At 59.0% G+C, this 23,413-nt stretch carries 19 protein-coding genes and 3 pseudogenes; 14 read left to right on the top strand and 8 right to left on the bottom strand.

Annotated features, from left to right (window positions below):
- Positions 1–13: 13 nt before the first annotated feature.
- Together ACZ5M5_RS12010 and ACZ5M5_RS12015 are read right to left on the bottom strand one after the other, a co-directional pair.
- A pseudogene (locus ACZ5M5_RS12010) lies at positions 14–580 on the bottom strand (AMP-binding protein); the annotation flags it as partial.
- Between the two features lie 2 nt (positions 581–582).
- Positions 583–2,169: a condensation domain-containing protein gene (locus ACZ5M5_RS12015; RefSeq protein ID WP_464739077.1), complete on the bottom strand. Its 1,587-nt coding sequence runs from the start codon at positions 2,167–2,169 to the stop codon at positions 583–585.
- Between ACZ5M5_RS12015 and ACZ5M5_RS12020 the strand changes: the two genes are divergently transcribed.
- Positions 2,135–2,368: a hypothetical protein gene (locus ACZ5M5_RS12020; RefSeq protein WP_146042590.1), complete on the top strand. Its 234-nt coding sequence runs from the start codon at positions 2,135–2,137 to the stop codon at positions 2,366–2,368. The two genes, ACZ5M5_RS12015 and ACZ5M5_RS12020, sit on opposite strands and share 35 nt — an antisense overlap.
- A 379-nt stretch (positions 2,369–2,747) precedes the next feature.
- Here the strand turns inward: ACZ5M5_RS12020 and ACZ5M5_RS12025 are convergent, their stop codons facing one another.
- A complete protein-coding gene (locus ACZ5M5_RS12025) occupies positions 2,748–3,470 on the bottom strand; it encodes a hypothetical protein (RefSeq protein WP_103307821.1) in 723 nt (240 codons plus the stop codon).
- Positions 3,471–3,749: 279 nt separating this feature from the next.
- Here ACZ5M5_RS12025 and ACZ5M5_RS12030 point away from each other — a divergent pair, with 279 nt between their 5' ends.
- On the top strand, positions 3,750–4,205 hold the full coding sequence (locus tag ACZ5M5_RS12030; RefSeq protein ID WP_060742941.1) for a hypothetical protein: 456 nt from the start codon (positions 3,750–3,752) through the stop codon (positions 4,203–4,205).
- A gap of 293 nt (positions 4,206–4,498) precedes the next feature.
- On the opposite strand, the gene ACZ5M5_RS12035 is transcribed toward ACZ5M5_RS12030, so the two are convergent.
- Positions 4,499–5,191 carry a hypothetical protein gene (locus tag ACZ5M5_RS12035; RefSeq protein WP_177431663.1) on the bottom strand — a complete coding sequence of 231 codons (693 nt, stop codon included), beginning with the start codon at positions 5,189–5,191 and terminating at the stop codon, positions 4,499–4,501.
- Positions 5,192–5,438: 247 nt separating this feature from the next.
- Positions 5,439–6,623 (bottom strand): aldo/keto reductase, encoded by a 1,185-nt coding sequence (locus ACZ5M5_RS12040; RefSeq protein WP_464739078.1) that lies wholly within the window; start codon positions 6,621–6,623, stop codon positions 5,439–5,441.
- A gap of 188 nt (positions 6,624–6,811) precedes the next feature.
- Here ACZ5M5_RS12040 and ACZ5M5_RS12045 point away from each other — a divergent pair, with 188 nt between their 5' ends.
- The gene (locus ACZ5M5_RS12045; protein ID WP_464739079.1) at positions 6,812–7,777 is read left to right on the top strand and encodes an AraC family transcriptional regulator; all 966 of its coding nucleotides are present in this window, start codon (positions 6,812–6,814) and stop codon (positions 7,775–7,777) included.
- A gap of 38 nt (positions 7,778–7,815) precedes the next feature.
- Here the strand turns inward: ACZ5M5_RS12045 and ACZ5M5_RS12050 are convergent.
- Positions 7,816–7,959, bottom strand: a pseudogene (locus ACZ5M5_RS12050) (OprD family outer membrane porin); the annotation flags it as partial.
- A 225-nt stretch (positions 7,960–8,184) separates the two neighbouring features.
- Here ACZ5M5_RS12050 and ACZ5M5_RS12055 point away from each other — a divergent pair.
- The 11 genes and pseudogenes from ACZ5M5_RS12055 to ACZ5M5_RS12105 all read left to right on the top strand — a co-directional run bounded on the left by ACZ5M5_RS12055 (position 8,185) and on the right by ACZ5M5_RS12105 (position 19,657).
- The gene (locus ACZ5M5_RS12055; protein WP_464739080.1) at positions 8,185–9,438 is read left to right on the top strand and encodes an HD-GYP domain-containing protein; all 1,254 of its coding nucleotides are present in this window, start codon (positions 8,185–8,187) and stop codon (positions 9,436–9,438) included.
- Between the two features lie 826 nt (positions 9,439–10,264).
- Positions 10,265–10,867, top strand: a pseudogene (locus ACZ5M5_RS12060) (methyl-accepting chemotaxis protein); the annotation flags it as partial.
- Between the two features lie 11 nt (positions 10,868–10,878).
- A complete protein-coding gene (locus tag ACZ5M5_RS12065; protein WP_013692986.1) occupies positions 10,879–11,247 on the top strand; it encodes a response regulator in 369 nt (122 codons plus the stop codon).
- Between the two features lie 32 nt (positions 11,248–11,279).
- Positions 11,280–11,597 (top strand): STAS domain-containing protein, encoded by a 318-nt coding sequence (locus tag ACZ5M5_RS12070; RefSeq protein ID WP_060742938.1) that lies wholly within the window; start codon positions 11,280–11,282, stop codon positions 11,595–11,597.
- A 16-nt stretch (positions 11,598–11,613) separates the two neighbouring features.
- Positions 11,614–13,743, top strand: coding sequence for a chemotaxis protein CheA (locus ACZ5M5_RS12075; RefSeq protein WP_207281828.1), 2,130 nt, complete (start codon positions 11,614–11,616; stop codon positions 13,741–13,743).
- A gap of 21 nt (positions 13,744–13,764) precedes the next feature.
- The gene (locus tag ACZ5M5_RS12080) at positions 13,765–16,155 is read left to right on the top strand and encodes a methyl-accepting chemotaxis protein (protein ID WP_060742936.1); all 2,391 of its coding nucleotides are present in this window, start codon (positions 13,765–13,767) and stop codon (positions 16,153–16,155) included.
- A 3-nt stretch (positions 16,156–16,158) separates the two neighbouring features.
- Positions 16,159–16,671 carry a chemotaxis protein CheW gene (locus ACZ5M5_RS12085; RefSeq protein WP_464739081.1) on the top strand — a complete coding sequence of 171 codons (513 nt, stop codon included), beginning with the start codon at positions 16,159–16,161 and terminating at the stop codon, positions 16,669–16,671.
- A gap of 74 nt (positions 16,672–16,745) precedes the next feature.
- Positions 16,746–17,270 (top strand): chemotaxis protein CheW, encoded by a 525-nt coding sequence (locus ACZ5M5_RS12090; RefSeq protein ID WP_060742934.1) that lies wholly within the window; start codon positions 16,746–16,748, stop codon positions 17,268–17,270.
- Positions 17,267–18,070: a CheR family methyltransferase gene (locus ACZ5M5_RS12095; RefSeq protein WP_207281832.1), complete on the top strand. Its 804-nt coding sequence runs from the start codon at positions 17,267–17,269 to the stop codon at positions 18,068–18,070. The genes ACZ5M5_RS12090 and ACZ5M5_RS12095 overlap by 4 nt, the downstream gene beginning before the upstream one ends.
- A 1-nt stretch (position 18,071) precedes the next feature.
- On the top strand, positions 18,072–18,581 hold the full coding sequence (locus ACZ5M5_RS12100) for a chemotaxis protein CheD (protein WP_060742932.1): 510 nt from the start codon (positions 18,072–18,074) through the stop codon (positions 18,579–18,581).
- Complete coding sequence (locus ACZ5M5_RS12105; RefSeq protein ID WP_060742931.1) at positions 18,581–19,657, top strand: protein-glutamate methylesterase/protein-glutamine glutaminase; 1,077 nt, start codon at positions 18,581–18,583, stop codon at positions 19,655–19,657. Before ACZ5M5_RS12100 ends, ACZ5M5_RS12105 begins: the two co-directional genes overlap by 1 nt.
- A 12-nt stretch (positions 19,658–19,669) precedes the next feature.
- Here the strand turns inward: ACZ5M5_RS12105 and ACZ5M5_RS12110 are convergent, their stop codons facing one another.
- Together ACZ5M5_RS12110 and ACZ5M5_RS12115 are read right to left on the bottom strand one after the other, a co-directional pair.
- Positions 19,670–20,299 (bottom strand): response regulator, encoded by a 630-nt coding sequence (locus tag ACZ5M5_RS12110; RefSeq protein WP_060742930.1) that lies wholly within the window; start codon positions 20,297–20,299, stop codon positions 19,670–19,672.
- Positions 20,296–23,292, bottom strand: coding sequence for a sensor histidine kinase (locus tag ACZ5M5_RS12115; protein WP_464739082.1), 2,997 nt, complete (start codon positions 23,290–23,292; stop codon positions 20,296–20,298). Before ACZ5M5_RS12115 ends, ACZ5M5_RS12110 begins: the two co-directional genes overlap by 4 nt.
- Positions 23,293–23,413 lie beyond the last annotated feature (121 nt).

Here is a 23,413-nt window from a genome sequence, read left to right on the forward strand (position 1 = left end):
CGCCGACCATCAGGTAACGCAGCGCACCGAAGGCCGGCGCCAGGGCCTCGGCGTACTGATGGAACAGCCCGGCGGTGAGCCAGAGCACGCTGACTTCGTGGTGCAGCAGGTGCTCGTTGAAGCGGGCCGCGTCCAGCAGTGTTTCCCTGGGGCAGACCACCAGGCAGCCGCCGTTGAGCAGCGCGCCCCAGATCTCCAGGGTACTGGCGTCGAAGGCCGGATTGGCGGCGAGGGCGAAGCGGTCCTGGGCGGTGAACTCGGCGAAGCCGTTGTTGCGCACCAGCCGGGTGATGGCGCGGTGCGGCACCTGCACGCCCTTGGGTGTTCCGGTGGAGCCGGAGGTGTACATGATGTAGGCGACATCGCCGGCCTCGCGGGCCGGGTGGGATTCAGCCAATGCATGGTCTGGCGCTGCAACGTCAATGAAGCGGACGTTTTCCAGTGCGGGCCGATCATCACCCGCCACCAGCAGCCAGGCGCTGCCACAGTCCGCCAGTACCCGCGCCTGATGGGCCGTCGGGGCCTCTCGGTCGATGGGGACGTAGCATGCGCCGCGCTTGAGGATCGCCAGGATCGACATGATCAACGCCGCCCCCGGGCCAGGCACAGCGCCACCGCATCACCGGCGCCAATCCCGCAGCCCGCCAAATGCCCAGCCAGGTGCTCGGCCCGTTGGTCGAGCTGGCGATAGCTCAGGGTCTGCGCGCCGTCCAGCAGCGCACACGCATCGGGGCGCCGTTGCACCTGCCCGGCGAAGAGCACAGGCAGCGGTTCATCGGCCGGGTAGTCACGGCTGCTGGCATTGAAATCGTCAAGGACCTGCTGCCGTTCGGCTGTGTCCAGCAGCACCCAGTCGCCCAAGGCCCGGGTTGGCTCGGCGAGGACCTGATCGGTCAAGCACTCCAGGCGCCGCAGGTGCGTGGTCATCTGCTCGGCACTGAACAGTCGCGGGTCGTAGTTGAATTCCAGGAAGGGTTCGACCTGGGCTTCGTAATGCCGCAGATAGATCGCCAGCGGATAGCGCTCATAACCGTTGTGCCAGGTACGCAGAGCGCAGCGGGCCGAGGCAAGGTTGACGTCGCCGGGGTACTGTTCGACCGACAGCATCAGCTCGAACAACTGGCCGGGATGGCCGGCGCGAGCCCGCAACTCACGATGCAGACTTTGCAGGGGGTAGCGCTGGTGGCGGTAGCTGCGCAGGGTCTGGCTGGCTACCCTTTGCACGGTCTCGACGAAGCTGGCGGCAGGGTCGACCTCGACCGTCAGCGGCAGCACCGAGGAGAACATGCCCACGGTCCGTTTCTGCAGGGGATTGCTGCGGTTGTGCACCGGAACGCCGATGACCATTCGCTCACGCTGGTCAGTCACCCGGCTGAAGTAGCTGGCCAGCAATGCGCTCAGACAATGGCTCAACGTCGCGCCCTGGGTTTTTGCCCACTGGGTCATGAGGGCCAGGCGCTGGTGGCCCAGGGTCCAGATCGCCTGGGCACTGGGCTGCGGCTCGCTGGCGCTGGCCGGATCGTGGGACGGCGAAGCGCTCTGGAACAACGGTTCCGGCAGTGCCGGGAACTGCTCCAGCCAGAAATCCCGCGCCTTGGCGTGGCGCGCCGAATCGAGGTAATCGCGGTCGCTGGCGACAAAGCTGCGATAGCCCTGAGCTAACACCGGGTCCAGTTGGAGTGGCTCGCCGACGAACAGTTGGTTATAGGCGGCGCTGACAGCCTGGCCGACCAGGCCCACCGAAGTGCCGTCGCTGATCAGGTGGTGGTAGCGGCTGTTCCACAGCGCATGGGTGTCGGACAGTTGAAACCATTCCATGCCCCACAGAGGTTGCCCGCGGAGCGAGAACGGCGTGCGATTCAATTGCTCGATGGCGGCCATGGCCCGGCCTTCGGACTCACCGCGCCAATCGTGGAAGGTGAACGGCACCTGTAGGTGATCGGCGACCTGCTGCTGCACCTGCCCATCGCGGTCGCTGATTATCAGCCGCAACGCATCGAATTGGGCCACCACGGCTCGCAGCGCCGCGGCGAACAGGGCGTGGTCCACCGTGCCGTGGATTTCCACGGTTACGCCGATGTTGTAGGAGGGTGTGTCGGGCGATAGCAGTTGGTCGAGCCAGACGGATTGTTGCGTGGAACTCAACGAAATGCATCGCGGTTCGATCATGACACCTCCTTGTGCAGGGGTCGTGCCCCTGGGTCGACGCGGCAAGGCTTGTGGCCTGCGCGATACGGACCGGTCCTGTTTAGAAAAACAACGGCAGACAAACCTCGACGCCGCCCCCTGGCCGGATATGGCTGCGCTGGAAACGGATTTCCGGCGTCTTTCGATGGGGTGGGACGGGCTCGATGCGCATTTAAAATAACAGCGCTTTTGCAGATGGGAAGCATTTTTTAATGGTTGTACGATGTCATATCGGAATCATTTCCCCGCCCCGCCGCGGGCTAGAGCTGCCGCGCAGGCTTGAGCCCGTGCGTTGCCTGCTCGCTCACCGTGGGGCGGTCCCGCCCCTTGCAGGCGGGAGATATGGAGACATGAGCGTAGGGGCGAGCGATAGGATGGAACGGCGAACGGTGCAGGCGCTGGAGATCGTACGTCACGTGCCGAACCAGGCTGTCCCCGCGCAACGTTGCTTGTTTGGTAAGCGTCCGGCCAACATTTGAGTTCAGCTAACTCAAGGTGATAGGCAATGAAAAACCCACACTTGGCCTGACAGCTACCTGGATAGTCTGCGCATCATTTAGTCAAACCGTCACGTCGACCTTATTGGCGCCTACGGTCATCTGGGTGACTGTTTCATGCGTCATCCGCTCGCCCTTGCTCCACAACTGGGAGGAGAAGAAGCCGTTCAGGGTCTCAGCGTTTGGGGTTGTCCCTTTTTTAAGGAATAGGGCACCCAGATCGATGGTGTTGGCGAAGTTCTCCTTGTTCAGGATGTACCCACCCGTAAAGTTGCCACCCCACGTAGCGTCGGCGGCCACCAGGGCGATGGAGGCGTCGCGGTAGCTGCTCGCTGCCGATTTCAACTCACTGGAAGCATTCAGCCGCTCGTTCAGCCGATCCATGTCGGAAGCGCTGAGCTGGCTTGAACTGTTGAGAACCTTGAGGCTGCCATCCGCTTCGATGGTGAAGCCAAATTTCTTCTTGGCGAGATCCGGATCGGTGTGAGCCAACGCTGATTGGAACTCTTCGAAAGAAAGTTTCAGCGATTGATGGGCGCTTTTGTGCCCCTCGGCAATTTGCGGGTAATCCGGCGACTGGGTGCGCGCGATCATGCTCTCGATCGATGCCGTTTCCGGGCTCGGCGCGGGGGCTTCATTGATTGGATGGTAAATCGCCGCCGGATTGATGTTGACCGTGGTTTTCAGCAAGTCTTCACTGAGGGTTTTGGTGGTCAATGGCTGGCTGGTTTGGCTCAGCTGAGCGGCTGATGGCCGGATAAATACGGAATTGATAGAAAGGGTCATGTCGTCATTCCTTGAACGTCTGAAGTTAGCAGGGTATCGACGGCCTATGAGAAAACATGAGGGTGGGGGTATTCAAAGGGACCTGTCCGATCCTGAGGAAACGGGAACAACCTTGGAGCGATATGATGCTTTCCTGAACACCCAGCGCTAGGGTGATCAATCAGCAAGTGGAACAAACTAATGGCTTGGTAGTCTTCAAGAGTGCCCCTGGGCAACGGACGGTTCTTACATGGGGGCGGTCCGAAACGTTGGAGTATTTTTTTCCATAGGAGGTTTCGCGTGCCCTGGAAGTCAAATCTTGTAGTGCTCGCCTTGTCTGCCGTTGCCTTTTCGGCGCAGGCTCAATCCGATCGTCAAGTGGTCGAGGACATGGTGACTCGCTCGGCCAATGTCTGCCCAGGCCACAGCGCCGAGCGCACCACGCCCACGGTGAAGGCGGTGCCTGTCGGCGCGTTGCGGGTCATGCTTGATCGCGGCTTGGTGATGTGTCCCGATCGTCGTCTCGATGCCAGCGCGCCGGCTGTATTCTACGGTCGAGTTGGCGTATTCCAATGGAACCCCGAGGTGCCTGCAAGCTCGGAGGTGATCGCCAAGCAGATCGACGCCATGACCCGCAAGGACGAGTATCCATCGGACACCTTGGTTTGGGATGCCAAGGGTATGCCACTTGAGCAGCGCACTGTGCCGGCTTTCGAACCCAAGCCAGGGGCTGCTGTGCTGTACCAGGTACGGTAAGTCCTGTCGACGAGGCAGTTTCATCCTCAGCCGGCCGCCGATTATCGCGTCCAGCTCAGCGCCAGAAAGTTTTGCGTGCTCATCGAACACGAGCGGCGCCCACCGGTTTTGGGGATGTATCGAGGTTGAGCGTGGTCAAGGCATTGCAGACAAGGTGTATCTGCCAGGCGCTTACGTTTGATCGCGATTGACCTTCATGTTCAGGGTTTCAATCGTCTCGTCCATGGTTTCTGACGGCATGGCATCATCGAACTGACGAATTAAAGCTCACTTAAGTCGCTATCTGCCTTCCACTAGGTTCTAACTTCTAACAACGGCTTCAGGAAGGTATAAAGTAGAACGGCTGCAAGAGAGGCGGCTACTATCAATGTAAGCCACATAGTGACCAATAGAGAAAGTGTGACACTATTATTTAACTCTCGAAAAATGCCGAAGGCGAAAGCTGTGTACCAAGACACCCCCGAAACTGCACCGGATGCGAGAAACAAGGTAGCTCTCCTGCGGGAGACTCCAAAAAGCAGCGGCCGACTCATGTCGCGTAGTACCTCTGGCAATACAAACGCGTGGATGATTATTCCATTGATGGTCAGGACGCTCACCACAATGACCTTCGCCCAAAGTTTAGGGTTTTCAAACTTTTCCGGCGACTCCATCGCGTAAAGGGCAAGGAAACCAAGGCCTGAGAGCCACAGGAGGCATAGTCCAAGAGTGACTGCGCCGCTGATGAAGTGAAAAGTGCGTCCGATTTCAACGGGGAGGCTACCCTTGCGCATCCAGCGCAAGATCCAGAGATCTAGCATCGTCGCCCCGCCGAGACCGAAGCACATACCAAGCAGGTGTAAGCCTACAAGGAATGTCAGCACCTTTAGCTGTGGGAGTGGATCAGGCAACGGAACGCTAAGGGCAAGTGTGTCCGCGAGTAAGTGACCACTGCTGGAGAATGCAAGTAGGCCGCCGAAAATCAGGAGTGACGTTCGTCTGTTCATTATTACGACCTTAGGCTAGCGTTCTTATTTGAACGCGTGCACAGTTTATTTGCTGAAGAATAAGGTCCTTGAATTCTCAACGTTATGGATACAAGTGGTTGCCGCGATTAGACGTTCAAGCTCGCTTCGGTAACGTTCTAGTGCTTCGCTGCTGCAACCAAGAGGAGGAGTTTTAAACCCGCCTCGGGTTGAATGAGGCTAGCGACGATAGCGTCACATCAGCAGGTAGCACGGGTGCAGACCCTGATCAGGAAGGAACCGGTGCTTGAGCATCGATCAAACCCTGGCTCTTCAGCTCCTCCCAAAAGGCTGCTGGGATACCGACCTTCATTGCCTGCACATTGGAAACTATCTGTCCCGGTGAGCGGGCACCTGGAATGATCGCGGACACTTGCGGATGTGCTGCCGCGAACTGCAGGGCGGCAGTATGAATGTCGATGCCATGTTTTCTGGCAACCGCCATGATTCGCGCGCGCTTTTCCACCGCTCCGGCAGGCAGATCCGGGCTGAAGTTATAGCGGCTGCGCCCTCCCAGAAATCCATCGTTCAGTGGTGTTCCAACCACAGCGCTGGTGCCTTTCTTGCTCAACGCCGGAAAGGTGTTGCGCAACGCCTCGCCGTGGTCAAGGAGGGAATACTGGCAGGCCAGCAACACGATGTCGGGAGTCGGGTCATAACCGGCTACTGCCTGAACCACGGCATTTGGCGTATTGACTCCGAAGCCCCATGCCTTGATGAGGCCCTCATCACGCATCTTTTCAAGCTCGACCATCGCCCCTGAGCGCGCAATTCGATACGCCGCTTCCCAACCACCTTCCAGTTCGGTGTTATCTGGCGAGATGTCATGGATAAAGACGATATCGATATGCGGCAGCCCCAGCCGCTGCAGGCTGTCTTCCACGGAACGACGCGCGCCTGCCGCGGTGTAGTCATATCGGTAGTTGAAGGGCGCCGGCGACTTCCAGATAGCATGGTCCGCGCGCCGGCCACCAGCGGCCGTCAATACGCGACCGACCTTGGTGGACACCACATAGTCGTCTGGATTCTTGCCGCGCAGGAAGCGGCCTAGACGATATTCACTCAGGCCAAACCCGTAGAACGGCGAAGTGTCGTAAAGCCTGACACCTGCCTCCCAAGCAGCCTGCAGAACCGCGCTCGCCTGCTCGTCGCTGATCGGCGCAAAGATATTGCCGATCTGCGTCCCGCCCATGCCAAAGCGTTGAGGCGTCATGTATCGCATTGCATGCGAGGGTAAATTGACGGGCAGGTCTGCGCGCACGATCCGTCCTTCTGTACGCATCACGCTTCCGGGCTCCGTCAGCGAAGAGGGCACCGCGGCAGGCGCCAGCGAACTTGCGACACCCGATGCTGGCAGCAAAGCGGCTGCAACAGTACCCACTGCCGAATAAGTAAGAAAATCTCGTCTGTCCATCCAACTTTCCTTTCGCCACCAAGGTTTCACGGGATCATCGAAGCCGGTTCACGGACTAGAAGTTAGAGCAACGAGGGTTGGCCGAGTGACCCTAATTCGCCATATCTTTTGCACAATCCTGCCGATGCTCTTGTGCTGGTCACGCACTCTCAGCAGACTCGAACATTCCGTAAATTGGGGGGCATGTGATGACGAGCGGTTCCTTCTCGCAGTTCGGTTTCAGCCGTGTGCATTCCCTGACCTTGCGCGACCCCGTGCAGCCCACCGAACGCTCCCAGGCGCTCAAGCGGCTTGTCGAAAAAGTCACCCTGCAAATTGGCTTGAACGAGGTTTGCACGACGTCGATTCCAGGCTTGAGCTTTTATCAAGTGGCCGAGCTAGGTACGCCCACGTACTGCATTTATGAACCTTGCGTGGCCATTATCCTGCAGGGCGCGAAGGAGATTTCGTTCGGCGAGCAAGCCTGTGAGTTCGGGCAAGGGACGTTTTTCGTCACATCGGTCGATATCCCCACACTGGCTCGCGTGACCGCGGCTGACGAGCAAACCCCCTATTTATCCGTTGTGTTGAAGCTCGATTTTTCCATGCTCAATGAGGTGATCCTGACCCTCGAGCCGCCAAAACAGGAAATGGCTGCTGAGGCGCGGGGCTTCGTATCCGGTGTGGCGACGAGCGAGATGCTCGATGCGTTCGTTCGACTGGCCACGCTGATCGAACGGCCACTTGAAGCAGGCTTGATGTCAGGCCTTATCAAGCGGGAGATATACGGCAGGCTGCTGCTCAGTGAAGCGGGGCAGTTGTTGCGCAGCGTCACTCGCGATGGTTACCGGGATAGCGGCATCGTGAGAGCCGTTGAATGGCTGAAATATCACTACGATAAACCGTTGCAGGTGGCCGACCTCGCCGAACGATCCGGCATGGCCAGCTCCACGCTGCATCATCGCTTTCGCAAGCTGACAGGCACGAGCCCCATTCAGTATCAAAAATCGCTACGACTGCAAGCCGCGCGTAGCCTTATGTTGACCGAGCGGATAGACGTGAACACCGCTGCGTTGCGAGTCGGCTATGAAAGCGTCGCCCAATTCAGCCGCGAATATGCCCGGCGTTTCGGAGCGCCTCCCTCGAGAGACATCAAGCGCGCACGGGAAAAATGAAAGGAGCCCGGAGGTGACAGCCCTCCGGGCCCTTCGTCTTACAGGTTGATCGGGTACTGAGTGATGAACCTGACGTCGTCGATGTCGCCACTGAACGAGTTGCGATAGGTCGCCTGGCGCAGGCGGAATGACAGGTTTTTCAACGGTCCGTTCTGGATCACGGCATTTTTCAGCGCGGCGCGTTGGAAACCGTTCCCAGTATGCTCGGTGTTTGTAGGGAAATCCCTACGCCATCATCCTCAATTCCTAGTCTAAATAGGACTGCTCCGATTTTATGAAGGGTGGCTCATGGCTATTATTCAAAGGCCGGAGTGGCATCCTGAAACCAATCCAAGACATACCGCGCTTGGAGATTGAGTTCGGACAATTCAGGGAAGACGGTTGGGGATAGAAAGGGGATCTGCATCGTGCTGAAACATATCGGCGTGACCGATCTTTGCGTAGGAATGTATGTCCAGGAGCTATCTGGTTCCTGTGTAGAACGTCCGTTCTGGAACAACAGCTTCCTGATCCAGAATGAAGAGGTGCTGGAAAAAATCCTTGTTTCGGGCATCGTCGGTGCATGGATCGACCCTTCAAAGGGGGCGGATGTGCCGGCCTCTGCGCCTGATGAAAGCCTTGTGCAGGCGGATCATGGTGGACGGCAACCTCCTTGTGCGTCTAACCAATTTTGCGCGCAAGCCGCCGGCCCCCATCCCCGGGTGTCGATGAGTGAAGAGTTGTCGAGGGCGCTCAAGCTTTGCTCCAGGTCCAAGGCTGCGGTCATGGAGATGTTCGGCGATTTGCGAATGGGGCGTATCGTTAAGCTCGATCGCGTCACGGACATGGTGGGTGAAATATCCGACTCGCTGCTACGTCATCCTGACGCACTGCTCAGTCTGGTGCGCCTCAAGAACGCCGATGAATATACCTACATGCATTCCGTCGCGGTCTGTGGGTTGATGATTGGTTTGGCTCGTCAACTGGATCTACCGCCGCAGCTGGTGGAAGAAGCCGGGTTGGCTGGCTTGCTGCATGACGTGGGCAAGATGACGATACCCACGGCCATCCTGGCTAAGCCATTAGCCTTGAATGACAACGAATACACGACGATGCGCACCCACCCTGAGGCGGGAGCCAGGATGCTGTCCGACAGCAGGCATTTCACGGCCCGGGTGCTGGACGTTTGTCTGCATCACCATGAGAAGGTGGACGGCACTGGCTATCCCCATAAGTTGTGCGGAACCCAAATCAGCCTATTCGCGCGTATGGCCGCTGTGTGCGATGTGTATGACGCCGTGACGTCCGACCGACCTTATCGAGATCGCTGGTGCCCCGCCGAATCCATTCGAAAAATGGCCGGATGGACTGGGCATTTCGATCAGAAAGTCTTTCACGCCTTCGTCAAATGCATTGGTATCTATCCGGTGGGTGCGTTGGTGCGCCTGCAAAGCGGCAGGTTGGCGGTGGTCATGGAACAGCACACCGAATGCTTGCTCACGCCCATGGTGAAGGTTTTCTTCTCCGCGTCGAGTCGCACGCCGCTGCCGCCCGAAAGCGTTGATCTGGCCTGCGGGCAGGACAGGATTGTCAGCTTCGAGTCGGAGAAAACCTGGGGTTTCAAGAACCTTGAAGCGCTCTGGGCCGGCAAGGTGCAAGGCGGCGAGGCGCATTTTGGGTAGCGCGGTGCGAGCCTGAGTTTTCTTACCAGCGCTTGTCGCTGGTTTTTTTTGCGTTTTGGGGGGCTGTCAGTGGGGTGTAGGAATTCTCCTACGACGCAGCCGCAATCCTTAGCTGCAAATCAGGATGCTCCGATAGTTTCGCTGCCACTACTTGGCCATTATCTCTTCAGGCCAACAAAACCGGGCATCCCAAGGGTGGATGCTCTTGCGCAGGATCCCGCCGGATCCGCACTGAACTGGAGAGATGAAGGTGAAAGGACAGGTAATTTCCTCCCCCCTGATCTTGATGCTGCTGCCTGCGGGTTTGACGGGAGTGCTCGGTTGCGCCGCGATTCTGATCAACGCGGACTTCACCCTGCGCAGTGCAACCAGTTGCGCTTTTGTCCTGCTGGGCTCGCTGTTCATGGGCATGTGGAGCAAGCGTTTAGCGAGCAGCTGTTTGCACGCCCAGCAAGACGATCAGCCAGGTCACCTCCCGCTGGTCGTTTCACCCGATGACGGGCTGGGCGAAGTGTGCGCGCAGGTACTGCCGATCTGGAGCCACCAGATCGAAGCGGCGCGCATCCTCAGCGAGGAATCGATCCTCAAGCTGAGCAACCGCTTCGCGACGTTGTCGGGGGACATCAGTGCTTCTGCTTCCCATGGCGCAGGCCAGAGTTCGGGAGCTCGGTTGCTGGAAATCCTTGAAGTTGGCCAGCGGGACCTGGATTCGATCATGGTTGCCCTGCGCGACGCGCTTTTGCGCAAGGAGTCGGAGCTCAAGGAGGTCTTGCTCCTTTCCGACTTCACTTCGCAGTTGCAGGAAATGGCCAAGTTCGTCGGTGATATCGCCCAACAGACCAATTTGCTGGCGCTCAACGCTGCCATTGAAGCGGCGCGGGCAGGGGATGCCGGGCGCGGCTTCGCGGTGGTGGCGGATGAAGTGCGCAAGCTGTCCAGCTTATCCGGGGAGACGGGGCAGAAAATCAGTGAAACGGTGAACACTGTCAATGCTGCCATCTCCCGCACCGTCGAGCTTTCCCGGCATCAGGCGCAGCAGGATTCGCAAACCCTGGCTCAGTCAGAGCAACTGGTGTCCCAGGTGATCGAGCACTTCCGGCACAACGCCCAGGCCATCGTCGATACCAGCAGCAGTCTTCAGCAGCAAAGCGAAAACGTTGCCACTGAGATATCGGGGGTACTGGTCGCCCTGCAGTTCCAGGACCGGGTGGGCCAGATGCTTTCCCTGGTCAACAACGATCTTTGCAAGCTGCATGCGCATATCGCCGAACGCCAGCAACTGGCCCTCGCCGGCGGTACGCCTGCCCCGATTATCGCTGATACCTGGCTTGAGCAATTGGCAAGCACCTACACGATGCCTGAACAGCACGCGATCCATCACGGTAAGCCTGTGGTGAGCAGTCCTTCATCCGAGATCACTTTTTTCTAGGGAGTTTCCCCATGAGCAAAACCATCCTGATTGTCGATGACTCTGCTTCCATTCGCCAAGTGGTGAGCATCACCTTGAAGGGCGCCGGATACGAGGTCATCGAAGGTGTCGACGGCCGCGACGCCCTGACCAAGCTCGACGGACGCAAGATCCACTTGATTGTCAGTGACGTGAACATGCCGAACATGGATGGCCTGAGCTTCATCAAGGCAGCCAAACAGCTGCCGGCCTACAAGTTCACGCCCGTGATCATGCTGACCACCGAAACCGGTGAGGCCATGAAGCAGCAGGGCCAGGCCGTCGGTGCCAAGGCCTGGATGGTCAAGCCCTTCCAGCCGGCTCAGATGCTGGGCGCCGTCTCCAAACTGATCATGCCGTAGCGCTGCCCAGAGTCCCTGGAAAGGAGGTTGTCATGACAAACACCACGGCTTGTCTGCGTCGGATTCTGGTTCTCGAAGGGCCGCTGACCATTTACACCGCCGCTGAACGCAAAGACCTGTTGCTGGAGCTGTTTCCCTTGGCTCAGGAAGTCGAAATGGATCTGGGGGGCGTGGACGAAATGGATACCGCCGGGCTCCAGTTGCTGGTGCTGATCAAGCAGGAATCACTGCGCCACGGCTCCAGTCTGTTGCTGAGTAATCCCAGCACAGCGGTGCTCGATGCACTGGATATGAGTGGGCTGCACAACTTTTTCGACGAGTCGGCCACGCCTCGTCAGCAGAGAGGTTGAAACCATGAGCTCGCCCATGAATCTGGACGACGTGCTACAGACGTTCATCGCCGAAAGCCAGGAGCTCTTGCTCCTGATGGAAGACGCGCTGCTGCAGATCGAACAGGCGCCGGACGATGTGGACACCATCAACGCGCTGTTTCGCGTCGCCCACACCATCAAAGGTTCCGCCGGCCTGTTCGGCTTCACGCCGATCGTTGCCTTTACCCACGTGGCGGAAAGCGTACTGGATCGAGTCCGTGGACATGAACTGCGGGTGGACGAGTCGCTGAGTGCCTTGTTCCTGGAAGTGCGGGACCACCTGTGCACGCTGATTGAATTGCTTGCCAGCCACGGTGACTTGCAAGGCATGACCGCAGAGCATGAGCGGCAGGGCGCGGCGTTGGTCGAGCGTCTCAACCGTTACCTGGAAAACCGTCACGAACCGGAGCTGTCCCAGGTACCGATCGAGCCGCCGCAATCGGCTTGTGCCGCGCGTTGGCATCTGTCCCTTCGCCTGTGTCCGGACGTCCTGCGTAACGGCATGGATCCGCTTTCGTTGCTGCGCTACCTCAACAGTTTCGGCCAAATCAGTGCAGTCGTATGCATGACCGATGGCATGCCGGATATCGCGACGATGGATCCGGAAGCGTGTTACCTGGGGTTTGAACTGGGGTTTGTCAGCGATGCCGGCCAGGCCACCATTGAAGGGGCCTTCGACTTTGTTCGCGAGGGCAGCCAGATCTGCGTGTTGCCGTGCAACGGCGACTTGGCAGGTTTCCGGGCGTTGATCGGCCGTCTCGAAGCTGAGCCCGATGCCATGGTAGAGGCCTTTGTCGCCTGTGGTTCCGTGACCCGTGAGGCATGGCTGGCCGGTTCGTCTTCTGACGAGTCGACGACCGTTGCGGTTGCCCCCGTGGTGCCAGACCAGGCGACACGCGATGACGCGACCAAGAGCCGGGTGGCAAAAGAGGCCCGTCCGGCCGAAGGTAATCTGATTCGGGTCGACGCCGGAAAACTGGATCAATTGATCAACCTGGTGGGCGAGCTGATCATCGCCGGCGCTGGCGCCAACCTGGGAGCCATCCAAAGCGGTATCGGCGAGTTGATTGAAACGACGAGTTCGCTCTCGCGTCTTGTCGAGGAGGTGCGCGACTGTGCCCTGACCCTGCGAATGGTACAGATTGGCGGCACATTCAACCGGTTCCAGCGGGTGGTGCGCGATGTCTCCAAGGAACTGGGCAAGGACATTGCCTTGCAGGTCCTTGGCGCCGAGACCGAGCTGGACAAGACGGTGGTCGAGCGCATCGGCGACCCCCTGACCCACCTGGTGCGCAACGCCATGGACCACGGCATAGAAGCCTCCCAACTGCGTCGTGACCGTGGCAAGCCGGAGCAGGGCACGGTTCGCCTCAACGCCTATCACGAGGCTAACAGCATCGTCATTGAAGTCAGTGACGACGGCGGTGGCCTGAACAAGCAACGCATCCTGGCCAAGGCGATGGAGCGCGGCCTGGTTGCCGAAGGGCAACAGTTGGCCGACGGCGACATTCTCAACCTGATTTTCGAACCCGGCTTTTCCACGGCCGACCAGGTCAGCAACCTGTCCGGGCGCGGCGTGGGAATGGATGTCGTCAAACGGAACATCGTTGCCCTGCGCGGCTCGGTCAATCTGGAAAGCGAGGAGGGCGTGGGCACCACGGTGCGTATCCGCCTGCCGCTGACCCTGGCCATCATCGATGGTTTTCTGATCGGGGTCGGCAATGCCTCCTATGTCGTGCCTCTGGACCTGGTCGAGGAGTGCATCGAACTGTCGACCGACGACTACGGCAATCAAGAATTCCTCGACCTGCGGGGCTCGGTGCTTCCAGTCCTGCGCCTGCGCGAGATGTTCGCCATCGATGAGCCTAACCATGGCCGTGAAAACATCGTGGTGGTGCATTACGCGGGGATGCGGGTGGGCCTGGTCGTCGATCAATTGCTGGGTGAGTTCCAGACGGTGATCAAGCCGCTGGGCAAGATTTTCGGTACAGCTCATGGACTGGGCGGCTTCACCATCCTGGGGAACGGAGCAGTCGCGTTGATCCTGGATATTCCCAAACTACTCGGGCAAGTCGTCAGCCGACAGAAGCACGGTACGACCCTCAGCCCTGAATTGACTCAATAGTTTTCCCTGGAGTACAGCATCATGACCGTCAAAAAAAATATCTCGCTGCTGGTCGCCTCTGCTCTGTTGGGCATCCTGGTCCTGGTCAGTCTCAGTCTTTATCTGATGGGTGGGGTCAGGAGCACCGCCAGCTATGCGCAAGTCAATACCGTGCCCAGCCTGCAGTTGCTGGATCATGTGGCCCTGGCCCTTGCGGATAGCCACAGCCGCCAATGGCAGAGCCTGTCCGGACCTGCCGGTAATTCCCAGCAAAGTGACAAGGAGTCGGTACTCCAGGCACTTGATCGCTACCAGAAAGAGTTCGTCTCCGACGATCGTGATGCGACGCTGCTCAGCGCCTTGCGCAGCACGGTCAACGAATACAACCGGGGTGTGGAGCGTTTCGACAACGCCCTGCGCAATGCAGCCCCTGAAGCCCGCACCGTGCTGCTCGACCTGGACGTGACACGTGAAAAGGTCACTTCGGCCTTGAGTGATATCCGCCAGCACAACCTTGACCTGGGACGAAAAAATGCAGCGATTGCGGCATCGACCGAACAGACGGCGATCTACAGCATTGCCTTGGTCGGTGGCGCCACCTTGCTGGTGATCGGCTTGATCGGTTTCTTCCTGGTACGCCGGCTGCTGCACACCTTGGGTGGCGAGCCCGACGATGTACGCCTGCTGGCGGAGCGGTTCGTGGCCGGGCAGTTGGACGTGCAAGGCAGTAGCAATGGCCTTGAACGTACCGGACTGATGGGTTCCATGGACCGCCTGAGCGGGACCTTGAATCAGTTGATCAGCGATATGACCCAGATGTCCGCGGAGCACGACAAAGGCGACATCGACGTGCAGATCGATGCGGCACGCTTCGCTGGCAGTTATGGGCTGATGGCGCAAGGTATCAACGACATGGTTGCCGGGCATATCAACGTCAAGAAGCAAGCCATGGCCTGCATCAAGTCGATCAGCGAGGGCGATCTGCAGGCGCCCCTGCAAGCGTTCCCCGGCAAGAAGGCGTTCATTAACGTCACCATCGAGCATCTGCGCAGCACCATCATGGCGTTGATCGAAGAGATGCGTCACATGTCGGACGAGCATGAGAAAGGTGACATCGATGTGCATATCGACGTACAGCGATTCCAAGGCTCGTACCGTCAGATCGCCCAAGGCATCAACGACATGGTCGATGGCCACATCAGCGTGAAAAAACAGGCCATGGCTTGCATACGTTCTTTCGGTGAAGGCGACCTGTCGGCGCCCCTGGCCCAGTTCCCCGGCAAAAAAGCCTTTATCAACGACAACATCGAGCAACTGCGCCGCAACATCCAGGCGCTGATCGAAGACACCCAGATGCTCAGCGAGAATGCGGTGGTCGGCCGGCTCGATACCCGTGCGGACAGTACTCGCCATCAAGGGGATTTCCGCCGCATCGTGGCGGGGATCAATAGCACGCTGGACTCGATTGTTGCGCCGCTCAGCGAGGCGATGGAGGTCATGGTGGCCCTGTCCGGTGGTGACCTGACCCGCAGCGTCAAAGGTGATTACCAGGGCAGCCTGCAAGACCTGAAGAACGCGGTCAACGAAACGGTGAGCAAACTCTCGCAGATCATTGGCGAAGTTCGCAGCTCCGCCGATTCGCTGTCCAGTGCCTCGGAAGAGATCTCCGCCACGGCCCAGAGCATCAGCCAATCGGCTTCGGTACAGGCGGCGTCGGTTGAAGAGACGTCGGCGTCGATGGAGCAAATGTCGGCGTCGATTTCGCAGAACACCGAGAATGCCAAGGTGACCGATGGCATGGCCGGCAAGGCGAGCAAGGAAGCGAGCGAGGGTGGGCAGGCCGTCAAGGACACCGTCTCGGCCATGAAAACCATCGCGGAGAAGATTGGGATCGTCGACTCGATTGCCTATCAGACGAATCTGTTGGCGCTCAACGCGGCCATCGAAGCGGCCCGTGCCGGTGAACATGGCAAGGGCTTTGCGGTCGTCGCCGCTGAGGTGCGCAAACTCGCCGAGCGTAGCCAGGTCGCGGCACAGGAAATCGGCCAGGTGGCCAAAAGCAGTGTTGCCCTGGCTGAACGGGCCGGCAACCTGCTGGATGAAATCGTGCCCTCGATCACCAAGACTTCCGATTTGGTCCAGGAGATCGCCGCTGCATCTGAAGAGCAGTCCATCGGCTCCGAGCAGATCAATACCGCCATGTCGCAGATGAGTCAGATCACTCAGCAAAACGCCTCGGCTTCCGAGGAGCTGGCCGCTACCGCCGAGGAAATGAGCAGCCAGGCCGAACAGTTGCAGGAGTTGATGGGCTTTTTCACCCTGCAGGGTCGGGTGGCGGTGTCTGCCGTTCCTCGGGCCGCTTCTTCCAGTCTGGGCGGCATGCAAAGCAGTGAGCATGCCCAGGAAGGCGGTTTCATTCGCTTCGGGAGTTGAGCCATGGACGCTGCAGTCGTGAGTCATTTCGAGTATGCGCCGCAGAGTCCTTGCGACAGCGAGTTCCTGCAATTCCTGACATTCGTGTCCGCCAGGGAGGTCTATGCAATCGATACCTTGTGTGTGCGCGAGATCATCGAATACGGCCAGGTGACAAGCGTACCGATGATGCCGGACTTTATCCGCGGGGTGATCAACCTCCGCGGTTCGGTGGTCCCGGTGATCGATCTGCAGGCGCGCTTTGGCAAGGGCACCACGCAGCAAGGCAACAGGACCTGCATCGTTATCCTGGAGTTGGTCCAGGAAGGCGAACCCCACGTGCTGGGCATTGTCGTCGACTCGGTGAGCGAAGTGATCGAAATCGAGCTGGCCGACATCAAGGCCGCGCCAGCGATCGGGAACCGGATCCGTGAAGACTTCATTCGAGGGATGGTCAAGATACGAGGGGCGTTCCTGACGGTGCTTCAGCTCGACCAGGTGCTGTGTGTCCGTGAGATCGCCAGCCAGTTGCATTGAGTCGTCGCGCCCACGCGTGCGTACGTTGTCTTGAGAGGGGGCCGCCGCCTGCGGTGGGTCCCGAGGAGTGAAACATGTCCATATCCGCATCGCGTTCGCCGGCCCCAGGGACGGCAGCCCCACAGTACCTGACCTTCAGCGTGGGTCAGGAGATGTTTGCGGTAGGTACCCTGTGCGTCCGGGAGATTGTCGAATACGGCCCGATTACCCCGTTGCCGATGGCGCCGCCAAAGGTTCGCGGCATCACCAACCTGCGCGGTGCGGCCATTCCAGTGCTGGATCTCGGATTGTGTTTTGGCGGCGCCCAGACTTTGGAAAACCCACGCACCTGCATCGTCATGCTGGAAGTCCACGGCAGCGGTGGCACAGGCCTGGTGGGCATCATCGTGGACGCCGTCAGCGAGGTGCTGGAGATACCGGCCGAGCAGATCGAGCCGGCACCGGCACTCCAGGGGCGCCTTAGCCCTGAGTTCGTGGTGGGGATTGGCAAACTCAGTGATCGTTTCGTCTTGTTGCTGGACATCGAGCGCATGCTCGGAAGCGATGATTGGTCGGCGCTGTTTCCTTCGAACATCAACGAGGACGGGTTGCAAGCATGAATACCGTTCTCTCCGACAACGAGTTCCAGCAGTTCCGGTCAATGATTCATGAAATCGCCGGGATCAGCTTATCCGTCGCCAAGAAACAGCTGGTCAGTGGCCGCTTGGCCAAGCGTCTGCAGTTTTTCAACTTGACCACCTATGGCAGCTATTACCGTTTGCTGATGAAGGACCGGGCCGAGTTGCAAATGGCGGTGGACTTGCTGACCACCAACGAAACCTACTTTTTCCGCGAACCCAAGCATTTCGAGTTTCTGCGCGACGTGATTCTTCCCGGGCTTCGTGGCAATGGCCCAGTGCGTATCTGGAGTGGTGCCTGCTCCACGGGAGAGGAACCCTACACCCTGGCCATGGTGCTGGCCGACAGCCTGGGCACCCGGCCATGGGAGATCCTCGCTTCCGATATCAGTAGCCGGGTGCTGGAAAAAGCCCAGGGCGGACGCTACCCACTGGATGGTATCCGCGGTATTCCCGAGGCGCTGTTGAACAAGTACTGCCTGAAGGGTGTGGGCTGCAACAACGGTATTTTCATGGTCGACCGCGCGTTGGCGTCACGGATCACGTTCACTTCGATCAACTTGAACAATGCGCTGCCTTCGGTGGGGCAGTTCGACGTGATCTTCCTGCGCAACGTGATGATCTATTTCGATAACCAGACCAAGTCCGAAGTGGTGAAGCGCTTGAGCAAACACCTGAGGCCGGGGGGCTATTTCATCGTGAGCCATTCGGAAAGCCTGAATGGTATCAGCGATGAATTGCAGGTGGTCAAGCCTTCGATCTATCGCAAACCGGATGCTTGAGATGGCTCGGGTGGTCGAATATTTCCTGCAGCCCGGCGAGGTGGCGTTCGGAGGGCGCCAGATGCGCTTATGTACGGTGCTGGGGTCTTGTGTTGCCCTGGTGTTCTGGCATCCGCAACGCTTGTTGGGCGGCATGTGTCATTTCATGTTGCCTCGTCGAGGAGGCCACGGCGCGGGACACCTGAACGGTCGTTATGCGACGGATGCATTGATGCTGCTGTTCGAGTGCATTCATCAAGCGGGCGCCCGGCCCGAGCAGTTCGAGGTGAGCCTTTTTGGCGGGGCTGACATGTTTCCCGGAGTGGAGCGCGGTGACGCTATCGGGATTGGCCAACAGAACGTCAATGCCGCCAGGCGCCTGATCCAGGACCATGGGTTGCAATGCCGGGCCTATCACGTAGGTGGCCGGGGGTATCGTCACTTGGTGTTCGATGTGAGCACTGGACGCCTTCAGCTCAATCATGCCGATTCGGTACGCAAAGTATTCGAATCGCCCAAGAGTAATGTCTGATGACGGATATCAAGGTCTTGATCGTGGATGATTCCGCCGTGGTGCGCCAGGTGCTGAGTGCGGTTCTGAACCAGGCCAGTGGAATCCAGGTGATCGACGTCGCCGTCGATCCGGTGTACGCCATGGAGAAGATGAGCAGGCAATGGCCTGACGTCATTGTGTTGGACGTCGAGATGCCACGAATGGACGGCATTACCTTCCTGAAAAAACTGATGGCGCAAAAGCCTACGCCGGTGGTGATTTGTTCGACGCTGACAGAGAAGGGCGCCAAGACCACCTTGCAGGCGTTGGCGGCCGGTGCAGTCAGTATCGTCACCAAGCCACAGTCCAACCTGCGACAGTTCCTGACTGAAAACGCGGACGAACTGGTCCAGGCCGTCAGGGGCGCAGCGAAGGCCAACCTGCGGCGCCTGGTGGGCGCCCGGGCGCCTGTCGACGTACCGCCCCGGCTCAGTGCCGACTCGATCCTGTCCCCTGCGTCCGTAGCCATGGCCCGCACGACTGAAAGCATCGTTGCCATAGGCACTTCCACCGGAGGCACCCAGGCCCTTGAACAGGTCCTGCAAGGGTTGTCGCGGGTATGTCCCGGCATTGTCGTGGTGCAGCACATGCCGGAGAAGTTTACCGCCGCCTTCGCCGAGCGCCTCAATCACGTTTGCGAGATCGAGGTTCGCGAGGCGGTACAGGGTGATCGCATCATTCCCGGGCGGGCGCTGATCGCACCGGGAGGCACTCACATGCTGGTCAAGCGCAGTGGCGCCCAATACCAGGTGGATATTGTGCAGGGACCTCCCGTCAGCCGACATCGACCCTCGGTGGATGTATTGTTCCGTTCGGTCGCACGCAGCGCAGGCAGCAATGCCTTGGGCATCATCATGACGGGCATGGGGGATGATGGCGCTCGGGGCCTCAAGGAGATGCGTGATGCCGGCGCCAGGACCTTGGGGCAGGATGAAGAGTCGTGCGTGGTGTATGGAATGCCGCGCGAGGCGTTCAAGCTGGGCGCGGTCGAGCGTGAGCTGCCCCTGGAGCAGATTGCTTCCGCCATCCTTGGCGTTCGCGGTCATCAGCCCTGAGTCGCGGCGTCTTCAGACCAGCCCTTCATTCAAGGCGTAGCGCACCAGATCGGTACTGGTGGCAAAGCACATCTTTTCCATCAGCCGAGTCTTGTGCGTGCTGACGGTCTTGTTGCTGATCACCAGTTGTTCGGCGATCTGGTTGACGCTCAGCCCTTGGGCCAGCATGCGCAGGATCTGGAATTCACGGGAGGTCAGGCTCTGCGAGGCGTTCTCGGGTGTCACACCGCTGCTTTGCAGTGCGATTTGTTCGGCCAGTTGTGGATCGAGGTAGCGCGCGCCGGTGCTCACCTTGCGGATCGCCGCCAGCAGCGCTTCCGGGTCGCGGTCCTTGGTCATGTAGCCTGAAGCGCCGGCGCGTAGGGCTCGCTGGGCGATGTGGGCTTCATTGTGCATGCTCAGGATGAGCATCGGCAGCTTGGGGTAATGGGCGTGGATACGGCCGATCAGGTCCTCGCCACTCGAACCAGGCATGGTCATGTCGAGCAGGAGCACATCGATCTCGGTATGGCGCAACAACTCCAGGACCTGGGCGCCGTTCTCCGCTTCTGCCACCACGGCAATATCCTTGACCAGCGCGAACAATTGCTTGAGGCCTTCGCGCATGATCGTGTGATCGTCGGCCACCATTAAACGGATCATGAGTCTTGACTCCTTGAAGCGGGTACACGTAGTTGGACAGTCGTGCCGCTGCCCGGGGTGCTGGATATGGTGGTGGTTCCCCCCAAGGTCAGGCCCCGTTCGCGCATTCCCAGCAAGCCGAGGGTCCTGGATGATTGTTCGCGTTGCTCGAAGCCCTTGCCGTTGTCGGTGATTTCCAGTGACCAGTCATGCTCGCCTTGCTCAAACCTGATATCGACCCGAGTGGCTTCGGCGTGCCGGGCGATGTTGGTCAGCGACTCCTGGGCGATCCTGAATGCAGCGGTTGCGCTGGCATCGTCCAAATGGATTTTCTGCGGGTGGATCTGCAGGTTGCAGTCGATGCCTTGTTGCTGCTTGAACGTGTCGGTCAGCCATTCCAGGGACGCGGCGATACCCATGTTGAGGATGGAGGGGCGCAGGCTGGTGGAAATGTTCCTGACCACCTGCACCGTTTGGTCGATCAGTTGCAGCAGGCGTGCCACCTGTTCGCTGAGCTGGGGCAGTTGCTCGCCGTACTGGAAGCGCAGCAGCGAAGTGCCCATGCGTATGGCGGTCAGATGTTGTCCGAGCTCATCGTGGATCTCCTGCGCAATGAGTTTGCGTTCCTCTTCCCGCGCACTTTCCCGACTGGACATCAATTGGCGCAGTTGTTTGTTGAGCGAAGCCAGGCGCAGTTCAGCCAGGCGTAGCTGCGATATGTCGCGAACGACAGCCAGAACGGTGGCGATTTTCCCCTGGATGTTCTGCTCGGGAACGAGACTGATGTGATAGACGCGTTGCAATCGATGTTGCTCGGTGAGCACATATTCATGCTCCAGAGGCTGGCCTTTTTCCACCGCGTCGATGACGGCTGCATGGAATAATTGGCTCTGCAGGTTTTTCGGCAGAATCTCGAGCAGGTCCTTGTGCAGTAAATCGATTTGCGGGCGATCCAACCAGGCTTCCAATGCCGGATTGACGAACAGCAGCTCTGCCGTTCGACTCAGTCGTGCAATGCCGTCCGGAGAGTTTTCAACCAGCGTGCCGATTTCCTGCTGCCGGGCCAGTTCGTTGCGCTGGGCCTCCAGGATGTCGGTAATATTGCGAGCAATGCACACCAGGCGATGCAAGCGCCCGTTTGAATCGGCTACGGGTACCAGGTTGAAATGGACAACGAGTGAGCGCTGACCGCAGGGCAGATGTGCATCCAGTTCGATGGGGGCTCCCACGGCGATGCAGTGCAGGCAGATCGCCTCGACGATACTGGCGGCTTCTTTTTCCAGGCACTGGCCCAACGATTGGCCGATCATGTCGGAGTGACTTTTGGCGAGCATTTCGCATAGCTTTGGATTGGCCTCCAGGCAACTGAGTTGCTGGTCGGCATCCACGGCGAGCAGACAAAGCATATCTTGCGAATGGTCGAAGACTTCGCGGTAACGGCGTTCGCTTTGTGCCAGGTGGCTGTGGGCCGAGCAGCGCTCCCAGGCGATGGCACCGATATGACTGGCCATTTGTGCATGCTTGCGATCCTGCTCGCTCAGTTGGGCGTCCCCACCGACGAACAACAGGATGGCCCCCATCGCGACACCGGTCTTATTGACCACCGGTTCTACCCAACAACCTCGATAGCCTGCCTGCAAGGCGGGCTGGCTGAACGCGAGGCCCGCGGCGTCGCTTTTCAAATCAGCGATGAAGTGATGGTGTTCGAACCGCTCGGGGTGTCGATCAAGATCTTCGGCCAGACAGGTTGCAATCGAGGACGTGTCCGTAGGAGGGGCGCGATGGGAGTCGTCGCCAGGCACAGCCTTGAAGGCCATGGCGTTGTGAAGCCCGGGCGTCAGAATATCCAGGTAAGCGCCGAGCAGTGGCAGCACCTCCCGGAGGGTGTCGTGAGTGACCATCTTTTGAAAAATGGCGGAGCGCGCATTCTCGGCCCGCTCCTGTCGGCGCAACGCACTGATATCCTGGGCGGTGACCAGCACCCCGCACAGCTCGCCTGTTTCGTCATGCTCCGGCGTCAGGTTGCACAGGAAATCCACGGAGCGACGTGAGTGTGAGCCCCTGTTTTCCAACAGGAACGTATTGGCTACGCCGGTTGAAAGCGTAAGTTCTACTTGCGTGCGAAAGTATTCGTCCAGCGGATTGTGCGTCGAGGCGCGTTCGGTGATGTGAGTGTTGGGAAAACCCCGGGCGCGCTCAAGCTCGGGATTGGCATAGATTTGTTGTCCTAGCCGGTTGTAGCGAAGGATGATGTTTTGTGAGCTTTTGGCCAGTGAGAGGTACTTCTGTTCGTTATTGAACAATGCCTGACGCAAGGCGAGATGTTCACTGATGTCTTCTAGCTGCGATACGAAGTAAAGCGCTTCTGCATCAGCGTTACGGGCGATGCCCAGGGTCAGGCGTGCCCACAGCGTGCTGCCGTCCTTACGGATGTAGCGTTTTTCCAACGTCAGGCTCGTACGGTGTCCCAGGATGAGTCTGTGCAATTCATCCTTACTGATATCGGTGTCGTCCGGATGCGTCAAACGCTGGAAAGATGTGGCGCGAAGTTCTGCTTCGGTGTAGCCGAGCATCTGACACAGCATTTGATTGGCCGCGATCCATTCACCGCTCATTCGCAATAAGGCCAGGCCTGTGCCAGCAGAATCGAACGCCAGGCGATAGTCCTGTTCGGCAAGGTGGATGCGTTCGGCGTGGCGGATCTTCACCAGGAATGTGGATTGTTGTGCCCTGTAGTCGAGTGTCACTTTCAGTGTGTCGCCGTTCGCCGACGCACTTTGAAAATGCCAGTTCCCTTTGAGTCGCGCATGGGTCAGGTGCTTTTCAAAAGTCAGACGCTTGAGAGAAAACAATGCAGGCGAGGGAACAAGGGCGGCGACGCTTTCGCTCAGCCCCAGTAGCCGACTGGCGCAGTCATCCATGATGAGCAACGTTCCCTGGGCATCCAGCAACACGACACCCACGTCATCCGCATCCTGCGTGAACGGTGTTGCTACCGCTATGGCTGAATCCATTCGCCCCATCCTCTGATCACTGTTTTTGAGCATAGCTTAAGTCTTGAGGCCGAAATCGAGTGTTCGACTATGGTCATAAGGCTGCCCACACGCTTTTGATCGATGCTGGGGGACCTGCAAG

The organism is Pseudomonas sp. Van50 (genome assembly GCF_055390755.1).

Excerpts from the sequence above, each read along its gene's own strand:
- ACZ5M5_RS12015 (WP_464739077.1), bottom strand. The coding sequence starts at position 2,169 with ATGATCGAACCGCGATGCATTTCGTTGAGTTCCACGCAACAATCCGTC.
- ACZ5M5_RS12025 (WP_103307821.1), bottom strand. The coding sequence starts at position 3,470 with ATGACCCTTTCTATCAATTCCGTATTTATCCGGCCATCAGCCGCTCAG.
- ACZ5M5_RS12035 (WP_177431663.1), bottom strand. The coding sequence starts at position 5,191 with ATGAACAGACGAACGTCACTCCTGATTTTCGGCGGCCTACTTGCATTC.
- ACZ5M5_RS12040 (WP_464739078.1), bottom strand. The coding sequence starts at position 6,623 with ATGGACAGACGAGATTTTCTTACTTATTCGGCAGTGGGTACTGTTGCA.
- ACZ5M5_RS12045 (WP_464739079.1), top strand. The coding sequence starts at position 6,812 with ATGACGAGCGGTTCCTTCTCGCAGTTCGGTTTCAGCCGTGTGCATTCC.
- ACZ5M5_RS12065 (WP_013692986.1), top strand. The coding sequence starts at position 10,879 with ATGAGCAAAACCATCCTGATTGTCGATGACTCTGCTTCCATTCGCCAA.
- ACZ5M5_RS12070 (WP_060742938.1), top strand. The coding sequence starts at position 11,280 with ATGACAAACACCACGGCTTGTCTGCGTCGGATTCTGGTTCTCGAAGGG.
- ACZ5M5_RS12075 (WP_207281828.1), top strand. The coding sequence starts at position 11,614 with ATGAATCTGGACGACGTGCTACAGACGTTCATCGCCGAAAGCCAGGAG.
- ACZ5M5_RS12080 (WP_060742936.1), top strand. The coding sequence starts at position 13,765 with ATGACCGTCAAAAAAAATATCTCGCTGCTGGTCGCCTCTGCTCTGTTG.
- ACZ5M5_RS12085 (WP_464739081.1), top strand. The coding sequence starts at position 16,159 with ATGGACGCTGCAGTCGTGAGTCATTTCGAGTATGCGCCGCAGAGTCCT.
- ACZ5M5_RS12090 (WP_060742934.1), top strand. The coding sequence starts at position 16,746 with ATGTCCATATCCGCATCGCGTTCGCCGGCCCCAGGGACGGCAGCCCCA.
- ACZ5M5_RS12095 (WP_207281832.1), top strand. The coding sequence starts at position 17,267 with ATGAATACCGTTCTCTCCGACAACGAGTTCCAGCAGTTCCGGTCAATG.
- ACZ5M5_RS12100 (WP_060742932.1), top strand. The coding sequence starts at position 18,072 with ATGGCTCGGGTGGTCGAATATTTCCTGCAGCCCGGCGAGGTGGCGTTC.
- ACZ5M5_RS12105 (WP_060742931.1), top strand. The coding sequence starts at position 18,581 with ATGACGGATATCAAGGTCTTGATCGTGGATGATTCCGCCGTGGTGCGC.
- ACZ5M5_RS12110 (WP_060742930.1), bottom strand. The coding sequence starts at position 20,299 with ATGATCCGTTTAATGGTGGCCGACGATCACACGATCATGCGCGAAGGC.
- ACZ5M5_RS12115 (WP_464739082.1), bottom strand. The coding sequence starts at position 23,292 with ATGGATTCAGCCATAGCGGTAGCAACACCGTTCACGCAGGATGCGGAT.